This window comes from Pedobacter kyungheensis (assembly GCF_000812965.1).
In the GTDB taxonomy this organism is placed as follows: Bacteria; Bacteroidota; Bacteroidia; order Sphingobacteriales; family Sphingobacteriaceae; genus Pedobacter; species Pedobacter kyungheensis.
In genome coordinates, this window is sequence record NZ_JSYN01000016.1 from 123,926 (window position 1) to 145,370 (window position 21,445).

The 21,445-nt window shown below is 41.1% G+C and carries 15 protein-coding genes; 9 read left to right on the top strand and 6 right to left on the bottom strand.

Translation table 11 applies throughout. The annotated features are described in order from the left end of the window. The first annotated feature begins 27 nt into the window (after nucleotides 1–27). Together OC25_RS14375 and OC25_RS14380 are read left to right on the top strand one after the other, a co-directional pair. Entirely contained in the window at nucleotides 28–1,911 is a 1,884-nt protein-coding gene (locus OC25_RS14375) for a RagB/SusD family nutrient uptake outer membrane protein (protein ID WP_156131480.1), read from the top strand. A gap of 158 nt (nucleotides 1,912–2,069) precedes the next feature. Further along, a complete protein-coding gene (locus tag OC25_RS14380; RefSeq protein ID WP_039477280.1) occupies nucleotides 2,070–3,356 on the top strand; it encodes an MFS transporter in 1,287 nt (428 codons plus the stop codon). Between the two features lie 266 nt (nucleotides 3,357–3,622). On the opposite strand, the gene OC25_RS14385 is transcribed toward OC25_RS14380, so the two are convergent. The 3 genes from OC25_RS14385 to OC25_RS14395 form a co-directional block, all read right to left on the bottom strand. Next, nucleotides 3,623–3,838, bottom strand: a complete 216-nt coding sequence (locus OC25_RS14385) for a PLDc N-terminal domain-containing protein (RefSeq protein WP_039477234.1) — start codon at nucleotides 3,836–3,838, stop codon at nucleotides 3,623–3,625. Nucleotides 3,839–3,855: 17 nt separating this feature from the next. Then, on the bottom strand, nucleotides 3,856–5,607 hold the full coding sequence (locus OC25_RS14390) for an ABC transporter ATP-binding protein (protein ID WP_039477235.1): 1,752 nt from the start codon (nucleotides 5,605–5,607) through the stop codon (nucleotides 3,856–3,858). Between the two features lie 102 nt (nucleotides 5,608–5,709). Beyond that, nucleotides 5,710–8,883, bottom strand: coding sequence for a TonB-dependent receptor (locus OC25_RS14395; RefSeq protein ID WP_245222016.1), 3,174 nt, complete (start codon nucleotides 8,881–8,883; stop codon nucleotides 5,710–5,712). A gap of 629 nt (nucleotides 8,884–9,512) precedes the next feature. Here OC25_RS14395 and OC25_RS14400 point away from each other — a divergent pair. Together OC25_RS14400 and OC25_RS14405 are read left to right on the top strand one after the other, a co-directional pair. Continuing rightward, entirely contained in the window at nucleotides 9,513–9,689 is a 177-nt protein-coding gene (locus OC25_RS14400; RefSeq protein ID WP_156131481.1) for a hypothetical protein, read from the top strand. Nucleotides 9,690–9,730: 41 nt separating this feature from the next. Further along, nucleotides 9,731–10,417, top strand: coding sequence for a hypothetical protein (locus tag OC25_RS14405; protein WP_039477242.1), 687 nt, complete (start codon nucleotides 9,731–9,733; stop codon nucleotides 10,415–10,417). 212 nt (nucleotides 10,418–10,629) lie between these two features. Here OC25_RS14405 and OC25_RS27935 read toward each other — a convergent pair whose 3' ends face one another. From OC25_RS27935 to OC25_RS14420, 3 genes are read right to left on the bottom strand one after another with little or no spacing between them, the layout of a single operon-like run. Continuing rightward, a complete protein-coding gene (locus tag OC25_RS27935; protein ID WP_052266222.1) occupies nucleotides 10,630–11,085 on the bottom strand; it encodes a DUF4304 domain-containing protein in 456 nt (151 codons plus the stop codon). Nucleotides 11,086–11,121: 36 nt separating this feature from the next. Beyond that, nucleotides 11,122–12,438 carry an amidohydrolase family protein gene (locus tag OC25_RS14415; protein ID WP_039477244.1) on the bottom strand — a complete coding sequence of 439 codons (1,317 nt, stop codon included), beginning with the start codon at nucleotides 12,436–12,438 and terminating at the stop codon, nucleotides 11,122–11,124. Continuing rightward, nucleotides 12,428–15,448 (bottom strand): amidohydrolase family protein, encoded by a 3,021-nt coding sequence (locus OC25_RS14420; RefSeq protein WP_039477245.1) that lies wholly within the window; start codon nucleotides 15,446–15,448, stop codon nucleotides 12,428–12,430. Before OC25_RS14420 ends, OC25_RS14415 begins: the two co-directional genes overlap by 11 nt. 112 nt (nucleotides 15,449–15,560) lie before the next feature. On the opposite strand from OC25_RS14420, the gene OC25_RS14425 reads away from it, so the two are divergent. From OC25_RS14425 to hflX, 5 genes are all read left to right on the top strand, one after another. After that, nucleotides 15,561–16,004, top strand: coding sequence for a hypothetical protein (locus OC25_RS14425; protein ID WP_039477246.1), 444 nt, complete (start codon nucleotides 15,561–15,563; stop codon nucleotides 16,002–16,004). 824 nt (nucleotides 16,005–16,828) lie between these two features. Then, nucleotides 16,829–18,226, top strand: a complete 1,398-nt coding sequence (locus OC25_RS14430) for an anthranilate synthase component I family protein (protein ID WP_208599657.1) — start codon at nucleotides 16,829–16,831, stop codon at nucleotides 18,224–18,226. A gap of 52 nt (nucleotides 18,227–18,278) precedes the next feature. Continuing rightward, nucleotides 18,279–18,884 (top strand): anthranilate synthase component II, encoded by a 606-nt coding sequence (locus tag OC25_RS14435; RefSeq protein WP_052266223.1) that lies wholly within the window; start codon nucleotides 18,279–18,281, stop codon nucleotides 18,882–18,884. A 214-nt stretch (nucleotides 18,885–19,098) separates the two neighbouring features. Next, nucleotides 19,099–19,881: an indole-3-glycerol phosphate synthase TrpC gene (gene trpC, locus OC25_RS14440; RefSeq protein ID WP_039477248.1), complete on the top strand. Its 783-nt coding sequence runs from the start codon at nucleotides 19,099–19,101 to the stop codon at nucleotides 19,879–19,881. 76 nt (nucleotides 19,882–19,957) lie between these two features. Continuing rightward, the gene (hflX, locus tag OC25_RS14445) at nucleotides 19,958–21,148 is read left to right on the top strand and encodes a GTPase HflX (RefSeq protein ID WP_039477290.1); all 1,191 of its coding nucleotides are present in this window, start codon (nucleotides 19,958–19,960) and stop codon (nucleotides 21,146–21,148) included. Nucleotides 21,149–21,445: the final 297 nt, after the last annotated feature.

A 21,445-nucleotide genomic window follows, 5' to 3' on the forward strand; every position in this document is an offset into this window, starting at 1 on the left:
TGTTTATCAATAACAACGAAAAAAGAGATGAAAAATATAAAAGCAATAATTCAAAATAAAAAACTATACCTGTTGGTTTTAGTCACCTTTTTTGCAGCGGCATGTAAGAAAGATTTTATGGATGTTAATCCGCCTGATAAAATATCTGCCGATCTGGTATGGAAAGATCCTGCATTAGCCCAGGCCTTTGTGAACGATATTTATAACGGATTAGGTAACGGTGGTTTTTCAGAGCAAATGCTGGCTTCTGTTTCTGATGAGGCTATGTTTACACACCCTACACGTGGTATCGATCTGGTTAATAATGCAACCATTAACCCTTCTACATTAGGTTGGGTTGACGATACCTGGGCCTACAAACAGATGTACAATCGCATCAGGGCATGTAATACCACGATTGAAAGAATTGTTGGAGGAGATAACGGATTGAGCAGTCAGGCCTTGAAAGACCAGTTACTTGGAGAAGCCTATTTTTTGCGTGCTTATTTTTACCAGCAATTAGTGCGCTATTATGGTGCTGTAGCCCTTATCACTAAAACCTATACATTAACCGATAACTTTAATATTAAACGCAATACTTATGAAGAGTGTGTTAACTTCATTATTAAAGATTGCGACGAGGCCAACAGATTGCTTGCCGGTAAGACGCTGGATAAAGGACGCACCAGTGCGCTTGCGGCCCTGGCATTAAAATCGAGGGTGTTGATTTATGCCGCAAGTGATTTGCATGATCGTGCTAAACTTACCGCAAAAATTACCGGAATAGCGGCGCAGAAATTAGATTTTCTATCCTACGCTTCGGGTAATCAGGCAGATCGTTACAGGTTGGCGCAAACAGCTGCTAAAGCTGTATTAGATGCAGGTACAGGTTATAAACTCACATTATCAGCTCCGGCAACAACGGCAGAGGGTCAGGTAAACTTTAAAAGTATTGCTATGGGGGGAGGAAGTAAAGCTCCCGGTATTGATGCAACTGCTGCCTCTGAGTTAATTTTTGCCCGTTATTTTATTACACAAAGCAACAACAGGCACGCGCAGCAAAACGGACCAAACGGTTATCATAACTGGGCGGGTAACACGCCAATAGGTTTATTGGTTGATGATTATGAAATGAATGATGGAAGCAAATTTAGCTGGACCAACCCAGTTCAGAAAGCCAATCCTTATCAAAACAGAGATCCACGTTTTTACGCGACTATTTTATACGATGGGGCAGGCTGGAAACCACGCGATAAAGCATCGGGTAATGTAGATCCGGCGAGCCAGATTCAAACCGGTATATATGATTTACTAAGCAGCGGAAGTGTAACAGATTTCAAAGGACTGGATACAAGAGGTAGTTCTATCGAAAACTGGAACGGTAGCTGGACAGGTTATTATTACCATAAATTTATTGATCCGGATCCAAATATTGTTGACGCCTCTGCACCTCAGACTATTCCATGGCCATTTTTTAGATATACCGAAGCTGTATTTAACTATATCGAAGCCAGTATCGAGTTGGGCGAATTAACGAATGCTACAAACTGGTTAAATAAAATCCGTTTCAGGGCTGGTATGCCTGCAGTAACTGCTACTGACCAGGCTGGTTTGAGGGAGGTGTATCGTCACGAGCGCCGTATTGAAATGGCTTACGAAGAACAGCGGTATCACGATACCAGAAGATGGTTAATTGCAAGCGAAACATTGGGCCGTAAAGTAACCTACATCAAGGTAACCGGTAAATTTAAGGCTGGCAAAACCATGTCGGCACCTTACCATTACGATCCTACTGTTTACGATTATACTTATACTCCGGTTATTGAAAATGCACAGGAAAACCGCAGCTGGGATAATAAGCTTTATTTCAGACCATTCAGTCGCGATGAAATAAATAAAAATAACCTGCTGGAGCAAAACCCAGGTTATTAAGATAACTGATTAAAGAAAGCCCGGTGAGTTGATATTCACCGGGCTTTGTTGTTTATGCCATGCTAATTTCATAAATAAACTTTGCGGCATCACAAAGTTTAACCCGGGTAGGAGATTTAAATTTTCAAGCCGTAGTTTTGCAGGGTAAACTTTTTTCAGTGACAGATTCAGACCCCAACCCCGTTATCGTAAAACCCGATCCTTTTGCCGCGTTGCGGTACAAAGAATTCAGATCGTTTTTGGGTATGCGATTCTTTTTTACGCTCGCCTACCAAATGCAGGCAGTAGTTATTGGTTACCACATTTACGATTTAACACATGATGCGCTTAAACTGGGCTTGGTTGGCTTGTGCGAAGCTATTCCTGCTATTGGTATTGCCTTATATGGCGGTTACATTGCAGATAAAAGTGAAAAACGCGGATTGCTGATTAAAATTTTTACGGGTGTATGGCTGGCCTCGGTTTTAATGCTCATCATGACCAGTAAGTACCTTCACCTTAAAGAAGACCTGATTGTATTGATTATGTACGGCCTGGTGTTTTGTATTGGTATTGCCCGTGGCTTTTTTGGTCCGGCAACGTTTTCGCTGATGGCCAAAATTGTACCTAAAGAATTGTATCCTAATTCGGCCACCTGGAACAGCAGCAGCTGGCAGCTGGCTACTATTATTGGTCCGGTTGCAGGAGGTTTTGTAAACTACTTATGGGGTATTACTGCCGCTTATGGTTTTATTGTGGTGCTGATTTCGATTTCCTTAATCTGTATCTTTAATTTTAAGAAACATCCATCAACCTATGTGCCTAAAGAGAAAATATGGCGCAGTTTAGAGGAGGGAATCCGATTTGTTTTTAAAACCAAAATGATGGTTTGGGCCATGAGCTTAGACCTTTTCTCGGTGTTTTTTGGCGGTGCAGTGGCTTTGTTGCCCATGTTTGCGAAAGACGTTTTCCATTTGGGCTCTTATGGCTTGGGCATGATGCGCGGGGCAGCGTCGTTAGGCGCTGTGGTTACCATGCTGGCCATGACGCGCTTTTCGCCCATGGGCAGACCGTGGCGTAATTTGCTCATCGCGGTAACCGGTTTTGGCTTGAGCATTATTTGCTATGGCTTATCTAAAAACTTTTACCTCACCCTGTTCTTCTTATTCCTCGAAGGTTCGTTTGATAGTGTAAGCGTAATTATCAGGCAAACCATCATGCAGTTGCTTACACCAGATGAGATGCGCGGACGGGTATCGGCGGTAAACAGCATGTTTATCGGTTCATCAAATGAGATCGGCGAATTTGAATCAGGTTTATCGGCGAAGCTGTTAACTTTAGTTCCTGCAGTTGTGTTTGGCGGAAGTATGACGATTGCCATAGCGGGCATTACCTGGTTAAAAACGAGATCGTTAACGAAGCTTAGTTTACAGGATATTAACGAGCAGACAACGAATCCGGTTTAATCAATATCCCTGATTCGTGTGGACACGAACCAGGGCGTTAAGTTTAGTTCGTTATACGCGTTTGTACTGCCCACCTAAACCCGATGGCACGGATGCCGGTAACATAATCTTTTTTTAAGCTGATTACCGGCAGGAGGAACAGCGGGACCGGAGCCGACCGAAGCATTACTGAAATTGCTTTTCAAAAAATAATGCTGGGAATGGTTTGTGCTGACACGAGCCATGGCGATAGAAAATGGTCCGTGTAAACACGAACCATGGTCAATTTAAAATTTTTTATTCTTGCCCCACATCAGGTAAATAATTGAACCCAGAAATGGAGCCAGCAGGATAATGATAAACCAAAGTACCTTGACCGAAAAATCCATGCTGCTATTTCTCGAGATGTGGTACAATGCGGTTAATATGAGTGCCAGCCAGAGTATGGCAGCCACAATGATGAAAATAGCGATTTGATTGCTTTCTATTTGTGCCAGTAACATGCTTATTAATTTTGTTCCTAAACTTCAACAATCCGTTCGCCAATTTGTTGACGCCACATGGCCTGATACAAACCATTTTGCGCAATGAGTTCTTCGTGTCTGCCTTGTTCAATGATGTGGCCTTTTTCTAACACATAAATCTGATCGGCATGTTTAATAGTCGATAAACGGTGCGCAATTAAAATGGTAATGTGATCGGTTAAATCGGAAACCGAACGAATGGTTTTGGTGATTTCTTCTTCGGTAATCGAATCGAGCGAAGATGTAGCTTCATCAAACACCAGGATATCAGGTCTGCGCAATAAGGCCCTGGCAATTGATAAACGCTGTTTCTCACCGCCTGAAACCTTTACGCCACCTTCGCCAATGATCGAATCCAAACCTTTATCGGCACGTGCCAGTAAGGTTTGGCAGGCCGCCTGGTTTAATACCTTATAACATTCCTCATCAGTTGCCGTAGGATTTACAAATAACAGGTTTTCCCTTATGGTACCCGAAAACAGTTGTGTATCCTGCGTTACAAAACCAATTTTTTCGCGCAAGGCATCCAGATCAATTTTATTGCTCGAAATGCCGTTGTATAAAATCTCTCCCTCTTTTGGCGGGTAAAGCCCAACCAATAGTTTTACTAAAGTTGTTTTGCCCGAACCCGATGGGCCAACAAAGGCAATGGTTTGTCCGTTGTGGGTTTTGAAGCTAATGTTTTCTAATGCATTTCTGTTTGCAGTTTGGTGCTTAAAGCCAACTTCGTTAAAGGTTAAATCTTTAATTTTCTGAATCGACGTTGGGTTTTCAGGTTTCTTATCTATCGGTGTACTTAAAATCTTTTTAAAGTTACCCAACGAAACTTCAGCTTCGCGCCAGGCCAGAATAACATTGCCTAACTCTTGTAAGGGACCAAAAAGAAAGAACGAATAAAATAAAAAGGTTAAATACTGACCTGCAGAAATGGTATTGTCGAAAATAAGCAACAATAAAACCAGTACCATGGTGCTGCGGACCAGGTTTACGGTAGTACCCTGAACAAAGCTCATACTGCGCACGTACTTTACTTTTTTAAGCTCGAGGCCCAGAATCTTGTAAGTGGTTTTATTTAAGCGCTCAATTTCCTGATCGGCCAGACCTAAACTCTTAACCAGTTCGATATTTCTTAGCGACTCGGTGGTAGAGCCTGCCAAAGCAGTGGTTTCGCCAACAATAGCGCGCTGAATAGTTTTGATTTTACGGCTTAAGAACCAGCTTACAAAACTGATAATCGGAATAGCCGAAAAATAAACCAGGGTTACTTTGTAGCTCACGGTAAAGGAATAAACAATTACGAATACCATACCGATTAGGCTTACAAAAAGGATACTGATAAATGCGGTAATAAACTTCTCAGAATCCAACCGTACTTTTTGCAAAATACCTAAGGTTTCGCCACTGCGTTGATCTTCGAAAACCTGGTAAGGCAATTTTAAGGAGTGCTGCAAACCATCTGCATACATTTTTGCACCAACTTTTTGTACAATAACGCTGGTAAAGTAATCCTGAAAGTTTTTGGCAATACGCGATACCATTGCCGCTCCGATAGCGAGGCCAATTAAGCCTACCGAACCCCAAAGGTATTCGGCGTAGGTTAAGGAGTCTTTTTTGTTGATGAAGCGATCTAAAATTTTTCCGGTAATGAGTGGATCCATTAAAGAAAAGCCAATATTTAAACCTGCAAGCAATAACGCTAAGGCCACAATCCATTTGTGACTTTTCAGGTAGTTGAGTAATAATCCCATGAAAGTTTTGTTGTTTTATATACAAACATAAAAAAAGGGAACGGATAAAAATCCATTCCCTTTTTTTATGACTTTAAGCTAAGAAACTTAGCTAAATGTATTTTAGAAACCGTAGCGTAAGCCGATTTGTGCCTGCCATGGGTTACCTGTTGGTATAACGATACCGGTATTGTTTACGCGGTAGTTGTAATTAGAAGTAGCTGCATCAAAACCTGTAACGGCATATAATGCCTGCGTACCTAAAGTTTCTGAAGTACCCCAGGTTTTCTTAAACAAATTGGCTACGTTAAACAAATCGCCAGAAATTTCAACGCTTTGTTTTTTACCGCGTCCGAATTTAAACTGATACGCTAATCTTAAATCAATTGTACCATAGAAACCATTTATACCACCATTACGCTCAGCAAAGGTACCTTCATACTTAGTGATATAATCTTTCAAACTCTGGCTTGCAGCACCATTATCCAATAAGGTTTGTAAACCAGTTCTAAGTGCAGCTGGTACATTGGTATTTGATCTGTCGAAGATATAGGCCAAATCATTTGTTGCCACGAAATCGCCATTGGTATTTCCACCAGACAGTAAACTATATCTGGTGCCGCCAATACCTGAATAACGGATACCAGCTTTAATACCATAGAATGATGGTAATGTACCGTATATTACTACCTTGTTTCTAAATTGGCCATTCGAATAAGTCATTTTACTTAAGTTTCTCGGGTCATCAATCACAGGCAATGATAAGGTAGCGGAGTTGGCCACATTTCCGTTAAAAGAGGTGTTGTCTTTAGTATCATTCCAGGTAAAGCTGGCCGAAATTTCTCCATCTTTAAAGTACTTCCAGGTACCATCTACAACAATTGCAAATTGATTTACCTTACCCTGGCTATTCATCTCCAATACCCTGCCAAACTGATTAGTTAAACGACCTCTTTTCCAATCTGTAGTTCCGTTACCGGTAATGATACTGTTTGCAGGTACATAAACTCCTCTGTTTCCTTCATTTGATAAGGTGAAGAAAGGGTTGGCAACCATATTCCGATCAACATACATGTAGTTGTTACGTGCTAAAGTTGCATAACCGGTAATACCTATCCTTATTTTATCATTTATTAATTTGTTATATGATATGTTGGCTTTATACACTACCGGTACTTTAGCATCATCAGCATAAGTGTTTATGGTAGGGATTTGTAATGCAGGTAAAGTTGGTGCTGTAGCGGTTCCGTTTCTGTAGCCGATAAAATCCGGGGTTGGTACACCGGTTCCCGTAACGTCAACAGTAGCAAAGTGTTTACCATCAAAGGTCAGGTTGTTAATGGTCATGTAGTTGTTAATGTCCGATCCGAAAATACCTGCCCCTAAGCGAAGGTAATCGGTATGGTTTTCATTAACATCCCAGTTAAACTGGATACGGGGCTGAATTAAAAATTGTTTTAACTTATGATCCGTTCTTACACCAATGGCATCAAATAATTGTTGGTTTAATGGTGATGTTGGGTACTTGCTATAATCTAAACGTAAACCACCTGTAAAGTCTAAGCCTTTACCCAGTTTGGTTTGCATCTGGCCGTAAATTGCCGTATTCCATAACTTCCCTACAACAGTCGGATCAGCAACTAACGGAACCTCTCTGTAATAACTGATTGGTATTAAATTTTCGAAGTTTTGCAGCGCGGTTGCATCGGTTGCTCCGGTGCCCGATCTGTTAAACGTAAAACGACCATTTACTTCACTGCCATACAATGATTTTGCATGGGTATACATGATATCTACACCAAACGTGTATTTAATTTTATCGGTGTTATAGTAAAAATTATCTACCAATTGTAATACGTTATTGGTAAAACCTTCTTGTCCGAAGCGGTGACCACCAATTTGAACAGCTGTTAATAAATTGCCAGCCGGGGTAGTAGATTGTAAGTTAGAAACTACCGCTCTTGGTATAGCAAAACCTAATTCGTCATTTTGCGTACTGGCCTGGTAGGTGTACAAATGCTGCAATTTTAATTCATTGGTAACTTTGCTGCTAATGGTTGAACGTAAGGTAGCCAATAAACTATTATCAACGTTTTTATCATTACCGTAACTTTCGTAAAAGTTGATAGCCGTATTATCTGCCAATCCCAGCGGATTTCTATCGTTGGTATAGTTATCCCTAACCGTTAATAAATTCTTTTCATCGATCTGCCAATCCAAACGTAAGAAACCGGCATCAGTTCCCCGCTTTTTATCGAAAGAACCAAATTGTGGTGTGTTGGCTACACCATATTTTGATCTTGCAACGGCTAAGAAATTATTTAATGTGGCATTTGTAATGTTGAAACGGGCAACATCTGCATCCGAGTTAATATCAGCAATAATTAAGGGGCGAGAATCTCTTTGATGATCCCAGGCTGCAAAATAATGTAATTTATCTTTAATGATCGGGCCGCCTAAGCTAAAACCATATTGATAAGTTGAAAAATCATTGGTTCTTCTGTTGCCTCTGATGTCATACTTACTCGCCAGGAAATCAGCCCGGTTATAAGCAAAAGCACTACCTGTAATTTCATTTGTACCAGATTTAGTTACCGCACTGATTGTACCGCCACCCGAACGGCCTAAGCTTACATCGTACTGATTGGTTACTACTTTAAACTCACGTACACTTTCAATGGAGATTGAGTATGGCGCACCACTACGACTGGTTGTACTACCTGCCGAAGTTGGGTTTTTGGCCGTCATACCGTCAATGGTGAAGTTGGTAGAAGAACCTAGCTGACCAGAAATACCACCCGGACCAGCCAAAGGAGATAAATCTGTTAAGCTTGAAAAGTTACGCCCGTTTACCGGCAATAAATTCATGGTTTTCGACGAAATCTCTGTCGAGGCTCCAAATTGCTGAACCTTATTTTTTAATGAAGATCCATTAACTTCTACTCCATCAAGCATCTGGGCACTTTCCTGCATGTTAATGGCAATACGTACGGCATCACCTTGATTTAACATGTAGCCTGTTCTGTTTTGCTCTGCAAAGCCTATGTAAATGGCTTTTACCGAATAGGGACCACCCAATGGTAACTCTTTAAAGGTATACTCACCTTGTGCATTGGTTGAGGTTTTAGTGGTAAAACCGGTTGAGTTGTTTCTGATCTGTACCGAAACACCAGGAATAGGTTTCTTTTGCTGATCGGTAATAATACCCGAAATAGATGCCTGTGTAGTTTGCGCCAGCGCTGCATTATGAATGCTGCATAGCAGTAACAACACTGCAATAAGTAAATTTTTCATCATGATTAGTTTTCTGATTTTTTATGATCACAAAGATGTTACTGCAGTATTAAGCCGATTTGGATTCTGTATTATGAAATGGTTTAGGAATGGTTAGCTTTTGGCTTTATTGTTAAAATAAAGTGTATCAGGTAAACGAATTAAGCACTTGTTGTTAAGCTAGTGTTACGATTGTCTTCGTTACAAACGAGGACGATGGCGAGGTGTTGCGGTTACATGGCATGCATTACAAATGCATTTCTCACGCATCCTCGTTATTCCGAAGGAATCACTTTGTGACAAACGAGGACGATGGTGGGGTAGGCAGAAAATATTTTTATAAAGTTTTTGGCTTTTATGAATAATGTTTAAATTAGTTACATGGCTGCTAACCAATTGGCTTTGTTTTAAAAGCTAGCTGGGTAATCCCTATAGCAGGTGTTTTTGAAATAAAAAGCACATTTCCAAAAAGGGTGAAAATCCCTATCATCCCAAATTACAGGGCCGGGGCGTAAAAACCAAGGCCAACCGATTAAATGTTTTGTATGCCGGATGCTGACCAATTGTCAGTCGCGGGCTAACAATTCGATCTGTACACTGACCAATTGTCTGTGTATGCATTGCAATTGACTCTGGCGGGTTTACAAACGATTGTGGAAGTTAAACATAGCGTAGGGGTAGCCTCACAATTGATGCTGGCACCTCTGCAAATCAAAGTGGAAGCTAAACAAACCGAAGCAGGAGCATCGCAATCGGTGCCGGATGCTTTGCAAAACATATTTAGCATAAAACAAAAGCCCTTACAGGCTTCGCACTACTTTATTAAATGAGATAAACCAATTATTAACATATATCTAAAAAATGAGAAACAATGACACAAAAGGATGAAAACTATTTAACTATGGCTACGGTAACGCTTCAAATATTGAATGCGAACAGGCAGATTTGGACCGATCAGACTGTATTCTGTAAAATTGTAGGCGAAATTGAGGAAGATCTTATGAGCATCGGCCTGGCGATAAACAAGGCAGGGGTAAAAAGTATGGGGGCAACGGTAACCAAATACCAGGCAGCAAATGCGGCCATTGCCGCTGCAGTTAAGTATTCTGGACTGGCGCAAATCCACGCTTTGGAAGTTGATGATAATGTACTTTTTGATGCGCTTAGAACATCGGCCACTAAACTCGAAAGGTTGACAGACCAGCAATTAATCCCCGCATTGGAGCATATTTACAGTAATATCGCGGCGCTAACAGCAGAACTTAAGCCATATGGGCTTTCTGAAAAGGATCTTCAACTGTTTCAGAAACACATTAATAACTTTAAGAAGCATAAAGATAACCCAAGGGTAGTAATTGCTGAACGCAAAGGTTATAACGATGCTATCCCTACCTTATTAATTGAGCTTAAAACGTCTTTTTTTAAACTGGATCGTTTAATCAAAATTTGGGAAAGCACCAATGTGAAGTTTGTAAACGATTACGAGAATGCGAGGATTGTAATTAAGTTAGGTGCGAGGCATAAAAAGGAATTACCTACACCAGCAGCTGGTAATTAATATTCAGCGTAGCTAAGCCGCTGCGAAAGATTTGCATAAAAAACGGCCGATAAATGAATATCGGCCGTTGTACGCTCGACTATAAAACAGTTAACCATATAAAACAGTTTTCGGTTAACAACTAGCAGTTTGCAATGCAGCAATCCAACAATTAAGCTATTGAATGATTAGCTATTTGCAGTTAACCAGTTCAAACAATTACACTAATTTAATCACTTGCCTAATAATAAATATATTTGTTCTTTAACTGCAGGTAAAAGATATAGATGCTTTTTTGACTCCAGTTCAATTATTCCTACTTTGGTTAAAAGCTTATCTAATCTTGGAGTTAAATAGTCTCTGAAAAAAAGATCTATGCCAGTTATTCGTTTTATGTCTTCAGTTTTTTGATCAAGATTTAATAAATAGCTGTATTCATTTGGTTGTCTCGTAAATATATTTCCAATGTCTTTCTTGACTAGCTCTTTGGTTTTTTTGTAACTATTACCAAATGCGCCCTGAACGTATATTTTAATATTTAGCTCAAAATAATTTCCATAATTTGACTTTTGAAGATCAAGAACAGCTAAGCATTCTAAACTTTCTTTAAACCAACCACCAAAAGCCCTGGTAAAACCATGTTTTTCAGCTATATTCCCAAACGCTTGTTTAAATTCTATTTTATCCATCCTTCACTTTGTTTGGTGGCTCACCAAATTAATAGCTTATTTCTTCTCTGCAGTATACTTATCGCTAAACTTCTTGTCCAGCTGTTTGTGCAGGTTATCCAGGTTAATATCCCTGCCCTGAATAAAAGCCTGTTCTACCTTGTTGGTGCGCATATCCAATGCATCGCCGGCAGAAATAAAGAAAGTAGCATCTTTACCTGTTTCGATACTGCCTGTAGTTTTATCAACCCCCATGGCTTTTGCTGCATTTAAGGTAATGGTTGATAAGGCTTTTTCTTTATCCAGGCCCCAGGCGGTTACCGTACCCGCCATAAAAGGGAGGTTGCGTTGTTGCCAGTAACCATCAATACTTAATACCACATTTAAACCTGCATTGGCCAAAACCGCTGCATTTTTGTAGGGCATGTTCACATCATCATCGTTATTGTTTGGTAAAGCATGTGGTTGTTTCACAATCAGCGTGATGTTGTTCTCTTTCAAAAAGTCGATGACCAGGTAAGCCTCGTCAGCGCCGGTAATTACCGGGGTTATGCCGAATTTTTTGGCAAAGTTTACGGCAGCAACAATATCCTTCTGACTATCGGCTGCGATAAATAATTTTTCGTCGCCCTTAAATACCCTTTTCATGGCTTCGAAACGGGTGTTTATCACCTCGGGTTTGCCCATTTCGGAGTAGGCCTTTGCTTCGGCAAAGAAAGAAGTTAACTGCGTAATGGCTGCCTGTGTTCTTTCTGCTAAAGCTTCGGGCGATTGCTGCGGACGACCGAAACCACCAAAACCGCCTCTAAATCGCAGCGTAACCGGCCAGGTCATGTGCATGGCATCGTCGGTTCTTAAGGCCGCATCTTCCCAGTTCCAGGCATCGAGCTGTACTACCGATGAGCTGCCCGAAACGGTACCACCCTGCGGAGTTGGCTGTGCCATTAGTATACCATTGCTACGCAATGTAGCAGGCACTTTAGAATCGGTATTGTAAGCTACAATAGAGCGGATGTGCGAATTGTAATCGCCGATTTCCTGAAAATCCAAAGTTGCTTTTACGGCTTCAATTTCAGTTAGACCTAAATTGGTGGTGGCAGCTATAAAGCCCGGGTAAATGTGTTTACCGGTAGCTACAATCCGCATCACATCGTCTTGCGGTACCTGGCCATTGGCGGTAACCGAAATAATTTTACCATTGCCAAAAAGGATGGTTCCGTTTTCGATTACGGTACCATTGCCTACGTGTACGGTTGCGCCAGTAATGGCAATGGTTTTGCTCTGTTTTTTTGCCGGCGAAATGTTGGCCTGGGCAAAACACATCAGGCTTGTTGCCGATAAGGCCAGGCTGAATAAATATTTTTTAGTGTGCATGTTCTTTCTCGGTTAATTCTGCTGAATAGTTTTCTAAGGTTTCGCAATTGTAAAGGCGTGGTGCATCACCCATTGGGCGTTGTGTGCGTCCTCCTTTACTTTTGCTCTCTAACATTTTCTGAATCAGACGGGCTTTTTCGGTCTGCATGGCTTTAATTACCTGTGCATCTTTTTCCAGATCCCAGTAAGCAACTCCATCCACAAAGGTTTTTTCTGCTTTGGCGTAAATAGAAAGCGGATTGGCTGTCCAGATCACCACATCAGCATCTTTACCTGCTTTTAAACTGCCCACTTTATCATCAATGTGGAGCATCCGGGCAGGGTTTAAGGTTACAAATTTTAAAGCATCTTCTTCAGGTACATTACCGTATAACACCGATTTGCCGGCTTCCTGGTTTAAGTGACGGGCCATTTCGGCATCATCAGAGTTAAAGGCAGTGGTAACGCCCACATTGTGCATAATTTTTCCGTTGTATGGAATGGCTTCTGCTACCTCGTTTTTATAAGCCCACCAGTCAGAGAAGGTAGAGCCTGCAATACCGTGTGCCTTCATTTTATCGGCTACTTTATAACCTTCTAAAATGTGGGTAAAAGTATTGATTTTAAAGCCTAAACTATCGGCAACGTGAATGAGCATGTTAATTTCGCTCTGCACATAAGAGTGGCAGGTAATGAAACGCTTGTTGTTCAGGATTTCAACAATGGCATCCAATTCTAAGTCGCGGCGTACGCTATTGCCTTTTACCGAAAGGGCTTTGGCATACTCTTTTGCACGGGTAAATTCATCCACAAAAGTTTGCTCAACCCCCATGCGGGTAACCGGGAAACGAGCACCTGTACCGAAATTACTCTGTTTTACATTTTCGCCCAGTGCGAATTTGATGAAACCATCGGCACCTGCAAATTTTAATTCCTCAGGCGATTTACCCCAACGCAACTTAATCAATTGTGACTGACCACCTACCGGGTTTGCAGAGCCGTGCAGGATATGTGAAGTGGTTACCCCGCCCGCCAGCTGACGGTAAATATTTACATCTTCTGAGTTGATGATATCGGCAATGCGCACTTCGGCCGAAACCGATTGTGCACCTTCGTTAATACCACCTGCTCCGGCAATGTGTGAGTGCTCATCAATAATACCTGCGGTAATGTGTTTGCCTGTTGCATCAATTACTTTGGCATTGCCTGCCGAAAGGTTTTTGCCAACCGCTTTAATCTTGCCGTTTTCTAAAAGGATATCGGCATTTTGCAGTACGCCTTCTTTTTCATTCGTCCAGATGGTACCGTTTTTAATCAATACCGTTTCTTGCTTAGGCAGCTCAGTTGCACCAAAGGCCGTAAACGGATAAATAACCGGGCCAACCGCCAACACCGGTTTAGGCTCGTCTTTTTTAGGTGTTTCTTTTGCCGCTTCCTTATAGCTTGCGGTAAATTTTCCACTGGTACCATCAGCCAGGGCCGATTCGCCTTTTATGGTAAGTGGATTGGCTGAGGTAATGTAACCGCTTAAACGAACATCGCCTTTAGGGTTTTTCTTTAAATTGAAGTTAATGCTTACCCAATCGCCATTTCTGGTAAAGGTTGCAGTGGTTTTTACACTATCGGCGCCTGTTCTTTCAATGGCTGCTGCCGAACCACCACCTGTGCCGGTAATTTTAAGGGTTAAAGCACCCACGCCGTCAACATTAAGGTTGTAAGTTCCGCGTACATCGCTCACATCCATTTTGTTTACAATGAAACGTTTGCCCTGCACCCAGTTTTCGAAGATGATATTGGTGTTTTTAAACAGATTATCAGATGAGATTAGAAAGTTGGCTACTTTTCCTTTTTCAAGCGAGCCTACTTTATCGCTAATTCCTAAAAGTGAAGCAGGTATTTCGGTTACCGATTGCAAAGCCTGTTTTTCGGTTAAGCCGTTTTCGATAGCGGTGCGGATATTTGCCCAAAAATCGCGGCTGTTTTCTAAACCAAAAGCTGTTAAAGCAAATTTAATTCCTGCTTTTTCTAATGCAGCCGGATTGGTTGGCGCCAGTTCCCAGCCTTTCATTTGCGATAAACTCACATTTCTGGCTTCGGCCGGGTCTTCTACATCATATGCTTTAGGGAAAGTTAAAGGAATAATTAAGCTTGCGCCGGTGGCTTTAACCTCGTTAATGCGTTGGTATTCATCGCCTGTTGATTTGATGATGTAGCTTTTGCCAAATTCCTTGCCTATTTTGTGGGCACGCAGGATATTCTGCCAGCCATCTACTTCAAAAATCTGCGGGATGTTTTGTTGCTTGCCAAATTCATCAAGCGAGATGTTGTACTCGTCTTTTTGTTTACCATACCACTGGGCATCGTAATAGGTTTGGCGTAATAAGGCAATTGATCCCATTAATGAAGTAGGGTAATCGTTTGATGAAGTACCTTTGTTAAAAGAATAATTGGCTGCGGTCTGGTCTTTCAGGATCACACTGTTATCAGCGCCTTCATTTAAGGTTACTGCTGCAGAAACTCCGCGGGCAATACCATCGCGGTTAATCACGTTAACACTCCCGAAACCAACTTTGCGCAGTTCGTCTGCTTTCTTACTGTCGGTAGAGAAAATGTTCTTCACATAAGTTTCTGGCCTGATGGCTTCATTCCAGCCGTAAGCCCCTTTTTTAGTCGAAACAAAAATAGACTGACGCTGGCCGCCAAAGCCACGTTGTGCAGCAGGCGTTTCGCCAATGCCATAACTGGTAAAGGCATCAACCAGCGATGGATAAATAAATTTTCCTTTTAAATCGATTACCACATAACCTTTGGGCACAGCTAAGCCGGTACCGACAGCCTGAATGGTTTGTCCTTTAATTAAAAGTGTAGCATTGGTGAGGGTTTGGTTGGCATTTACTACTATTGTTGCGTTGGTAAAAGCAAACATTCCAGGTCTGGTATCAAAAGAGCCGTTAACAGGGAAGGTGGTTTGCTGTGCAAACAGAAATGTAGCAGAAAATACCAGCCCAAGGGCGAGTAAAATTTTCTTCATAATAAGTTTAGATTTTAATTTGTTTAAAACTAATATAAATAAGCGTTCATTTTGCAGAATATCCTATTTTTTACAATTAATGCCTACTTTTGGTTAAACATATTTTAGCAAAATGTACAACATCTTAAAATCTGCGCACTCCGGATGGCGCTACATCGTATTAATTTTATTGGTTATCGCGGTAATAAATGCATTATCGGGCTGGTTTGGAAATAAAACATACACAGAAGGTAACCGTAAACTAAATGTATTTACCCTGATTAGTGCACACATTCAATTGTTGATTGGATTGGTGTTGTACTTCTTAAGTCCGTTAACCAAATTACCAATGAGTGAGGTTGTGGGCAGGTATTTTAAGGCAGAGCATGCCGCTATGATGATTATTGCAATCATTTTAATTACGGTGGGTAATGCTAAATCGAAGAAAGTAACCGAGGCAGTAGCTAAACACCGCACTATTGCTGTTTTCTTTGGACTGGCACTGATCCTGATTATTGTAGCCATTTTACTAATGGTTAAAGAAGTTCCGGGAAGATCATTCTTTGGGGTTTCTTAGTTAATATGATTGATTACCCTCGTGGTATCCTTATAAGTTTAAATCCTGCCCTTTAGAGGGTGGGATTTTTTGTATCCTGTTTTTTCAGCCACGGATGTACGGAAGATATGGAATATTTTAAATATTGCTCTGTTCACGCTGTGGTTAAAATAAGAGATTCTGGCATGTGCCAGAATGACGGCAAGGATAGCTTTGCGGTTAAAAATGTCGCTAACTTTTACCACCGAGGACACTGAGTTTTACACAGAGCGGCATAGAGGCATATTATTCAGTCTGCTCAGTGCTTTTCTTTGTGGTTAAAAAACTAACCTTTTCAGCCACGGATTCACGGAAAACACAGAATGTTTTAAATATTGCTCAGTGTACTCAGTGGTTTTCTCTGTGTGCTCTGTGGTTAAAATAAGAGATTCTGGCATGTGCCAGAATGACGGCAGGGTAGCTTTGCGGACTTAGCGCCACCCTTTGTGTGCTTTGCGGTTAAAAATGTAGCTAAGCCTTGCATGCTTTACATGGTAAATATGACCCATTGCTAACTTTATGGCTAATTGGCGATTTGTTTAAATTATTTTCATAAATATTTCGCTTTTTCAAAATTCTTTATATTTTTGTGGCTCATGATCAACAATATACATACATGGCTTTGGCAAAGTAATTCGAAAACGGATTGCGCTGGCTGCGTATGAAAAAAATATAGTTTATCAACCTAAACCTTATTAAAGAACCATTAAAGCCCGGCGTAGAACCACACGCCGGGCTTTTTATTGTTATAAGAAATAATTTAACCGTTGTTGCGGTGCACGAAGCAACAACAATACTGTAAAATCATGTATAAAATAAATACAACTTACAAAAAACTACTTGCCGATACCACGACGCCGGTAAGCATTTACCTGCGCTTGCGCGATGTTTACCCGAACAGCATTTTACTGGAGAGTTCGGATTACCATAGTCGCGAAAACTCAATGAGTTTTGTTTGCGCCGAGCCGGTTGCGGGTATCATTTTAAAAGGTTCGCGACTGGAAACTTATTTTCCGGATGGAGCTGTTGAAATTACCGAGAGCAAAAACCTGATTGATGAAATCGCCGATTTTAAAGACAAGTTTAAAGCAAGCGAATTGCCCGAAATTAAATTCATTTCGAGTGGTTTGTTTGGTTATTTTACCTGGAATGCCGTGCAGCATTTCGAAGATATTAAGTTTACATCGGAGACACCTGAAGGCGAGGAGATCCCCGAAATGCAATACCATTTGTACCGGTATATCATTGCCATCGATCACTTTAAGAACGAAATTACCCTGTTCAAAAATACTTTCGAAGGCGAAGAAGAAGGTGGTTTGGAGAAAATGGAATACCTGATCCAGAACAAAAATTATCCGGAGTATAAGTTTCAGACCAGGGGTAAAGAATCATCCAACTTAACCGATAAAGGATTTATGGATCTGGTAGAAAAACTGCAAAAGCACATTTACCGTGGCGATGTTTTCCAGATTGTACCTTCGCGAGCCTTTAAGCAGGCTTTTTCTGGCGATGAGTTTAATGTTTACCGTTGTTTGCGTTCTATAAACCCATCACCTTATCTGTTTTATTTCGATTACGGTAATTTCAAGCTTTTTGGCTCATCGCCCGAAGCACAGATTACCATCAAAAACAATTCAGCTAATATTTTCCCAATCGCCGGAACCTTTAAACGGAGTGGAAACGATATCGAAGATGCAGAACAAGCCAGAAAGTTAGAACAAGACCCTAAAGAAAGTGCAGAGCACGTTATGCTGGTTGATTTAGCCCGGAATGATTTGAGCAGGCATTGTAACCGGGTAGAAGTAAAATCATTTAAAGAAGTGCAGTACTATTCGCACCTGATCCATTTAGTAAGCAAGGTTAGCGGCCATTTGCAGGAAAACGTTAGTGCTTTTAAAGTAGTGGCCGATACTTACCCGGCGGGTACTTTAAGTGGTGCGCCGAAATACAAAGCCATGCAGCTGATTGATGAAAACGAGAAACTGGGTCGCAATTTCTACGCTGGCGCCATTGGGTTTATGGGTTTTAACGAAGATTTTAACCACGCCATCATGATCAGGACTTTTATGAGCAAAAATAACGAACTGCATTACCGTGCAGGAGCGGGTATTGTAGCCGATTCGGTGCCGGAGACAGAAATGCAGGAAGTAAACAACAAAATTGCCGCATTGCGTAAAGCCGTGCAGATGGCAGAGGGGATATAGTTGGGAATTAAGAGTTTTTAGTTTGGAGTAAAATCCACTAATCAGAAATACAATGGAAAATATAAATAATACTTCCCCTTCAGGGGGCAAGGGGGTGGTTTTGGTGATCGATAACTACGATAGTTTTACCTATAACTTAGTGCATTTAATTAACGAAGTGGGTTATGAGGCCGAAGTTTGGAGAAACGATAAGTTTGAGCTGGCCGATGTAGAAAAGTACGATAAAATATTGCTTTCCCCTGGTCCCGGCATTCCTGAAGAAGCCGGTTTGTTACTGGATGTAATTAAAACGTATGCGCCAACCAAAAGCATTTTTGGGGTATGTTTAGGCCAGCAGGCCATTGCCGAAGCCTTTGGCGGTACGCTGTACAATTTAGGTAGACCAATGCATGGCATTGCTACACCCGTTACAGTTGTAGATGGCGATGAACCTTTGTTCTGGGAATGTCCGCAAACCATAAATGTTGGCCGTTACCACAGCTGGGTGGTGAGTAAAGATAACTTCCCCTCGTGCTTAAAAATTACAGCCCGCGATCATAAAAACGAGATTATGGCTTTACGACACGAAACACTTGATGTACGCGGCGTACAATTTCATCCAGAAAGTGTGCTTACCGAGTTTGGCAGGCAGATGATGGAGAATTGGTTAACAAATTAAAAATTGTCCTGCCGGTCGTCATCCTGAACTTGTTTCAGGATCTCAACTGAGTGGAATTAGTTAAATTTTAGATGAGGGGTATATCATAAGCTTTTTTCTTAAAATTTTGTCACGTTGAGCTTGCCGAAATCCCTCTAAAGAAGTTAATAAAGTTCTTTCGATAAGCTCAGGATGACAATTCGAGATTTATGATACCCTCTTAACAGATTGATAGATGAACATACTAGATAAAATCGTACTCCGTAAAAAAGAAGAAGTTGCCGCTGCAAAAGCACTGGTTTCTGTTCAGGATTTAGAAAATGCCGTACATTTTAAAAGGACACCACATTCTTTTAAAGATTTTTTGCTGTCGGCAGATCGCACCGGGATTATTGCCGAGTTTAAACGTCGTTCACCTTCAAAAGGATTGATTAATGGTGTTGCCGATGTGGCCGAAGTTACCCAGGCCTATAACAGTGCCGGTGCATCAGCTCTTTCTGTATTAACCGATGTTGATTTTTTTGGTGGTAAAACGGAAGATCTTTTGGCTGCACGCGCAGCAAACAACATTCCGGTTTTAAGAAAGGATTTCATGATTGATGAATACCAGATTCTCGAAGCAAAAGCCTGGGGAGCTGATATTATCTTATTAATCGCCTCGATTTTAACTCCACAACAGATTAATGATTTTGGCAAGTTTGCCCAAAACCTGGGCTTAAATGTGCTTTTAGAAGTACACAATCTCGAAGAACTGGAAAGAAGTATTTCACCTAATTTAGATGCCATTGGGGTAAATAACCGGAACCTGGCCGATTTTACTGTCGACATTCAGACCTCATTCGATCTGGTAAATAAGATTCCGGATGAATTTTTGAAAATCTCTGAAAGTGCAATCAGCAATCCGCAAACCATAAGGGAACTGAAAACTGCTGGTTTTAATGGCTTTTTAATCGGCGAAAACTTTATGAAAACCGATAATCCCGGACTTGCGATTCAGCAATTTGTGGCAGAGATATAAGGACTTTTAAACCTTGCAGGTTTTAAAAACCTGCAAGGTTTGGTTGGCCGCAATTTTGTATCTTTGCATCAATTACATGGGAAGACAAAAATTTTATGATACTGCCATTGTGCAGGAACGGGCAATTTTAGTTGGGGTAGTAACTCCCGGCGAGAAAGAAGCCCAAACAAAAGAATATTTAGACGAGCTGGCCTTTTTGGTAGATACAGCCGGTGGGAAGGTGGAGAAGGTTTTTACGCAAAAAATGCTCAAGCCAGAGCGTGCCACCTTTGTGGGTACAGGTAAGCTCGAAGAAATTAAAGCCTACGTTAAATCAGAAGAAATTGATACCGTAGTTTTCGATGATGAATTGTCGCCATCGCAACTGCGCAATATAGACCGCGAATTAGGTGTTAAGGTATTAGACCGGAGTAATTTAATTCTCGATATTTTCGCTAACAGGGCGCAAACTGCCCAGGCCAAAACCCAGGTAGAACTGGCTCAGTTACAATACGTATTACCGCGCTTAACCGGTATGTGGACGCACTTGGAACGCCAGAAAGGTGGTATCGGGATGCGTGGTCCGGGTGAAACCCAGATTGAAAGTGACAGAAGGATCATTTTAAATAAAATCTCTTTATTAAAAGAACGCCTGAGGAATATCGACAGGCAAAACGAAACGCAACGCAAAAACCGGGGTCAGCTCATTAGGGTTGCTTTGGTAGGTTATACCAACGTGGGTAAATCTACGATCATGAACATGTTGTCGAAATCGGAAGTTTTTGCTGAGAATAAACTCTTTGCAACGTTAGATACCACTGTTCGTAAAGTTGTGATCGAAAACCTGCCTTTCCTGTTATCCGATACGGTTGGTTTTATCCGCAAACTTCCTCACCATCTGGTAGAATGTTTTAAATCTACCCTGGATGAAGTTAGGGAAGCCGATTTGCTGGTTCACGTGGTTGATGTTTCGCACCCCAATTTCGAAGACCAGATTAATACGGTTAATGAAACCTTAAAGGATATCGGGGCAATTGATAAGGATATGATCCTGGTGTTCAATAAAATTGATGCCTATGTTTCGCCTGAAGTAGAAGGAGGTGATGACGACGGTAAACTGACACTGGAAGATTTTAAAAACAGTTGGATGAGTCATGGCAAAGTGCCGGTGCTGTTTATTTCAGCAACTCAAAGAGAGAATATAGAAGAATTTAAAACGTTATTGTACGATAAGATCAAGGCTGCGCATGTGGCGAGGTACCCGTATGATAGCAATTTATTATATTAGATTAAATTTCCGATAATGCATTACGGAAATAAGTCTTACAGCTTTTAAACATTAACCTATGTTTGATTAAAACATCCTAGTTAGACGTTTCTAGGCGACTTTTTTTTCTTAGAATCGTCACCCTGAACCGATAGCTATCGGATTTATTTCAGGGTCTAGTTTTTGCAGGAGAGATGCTGAAATGAATTCAGCATGACGATCGCAGCAGGATAATACTAATTGAGCTCAGGTTATAAGTTCAAAAGATTTAGCATTAATACTATTTAATATTAGCAGATTGTTTATAGTCTGATAATT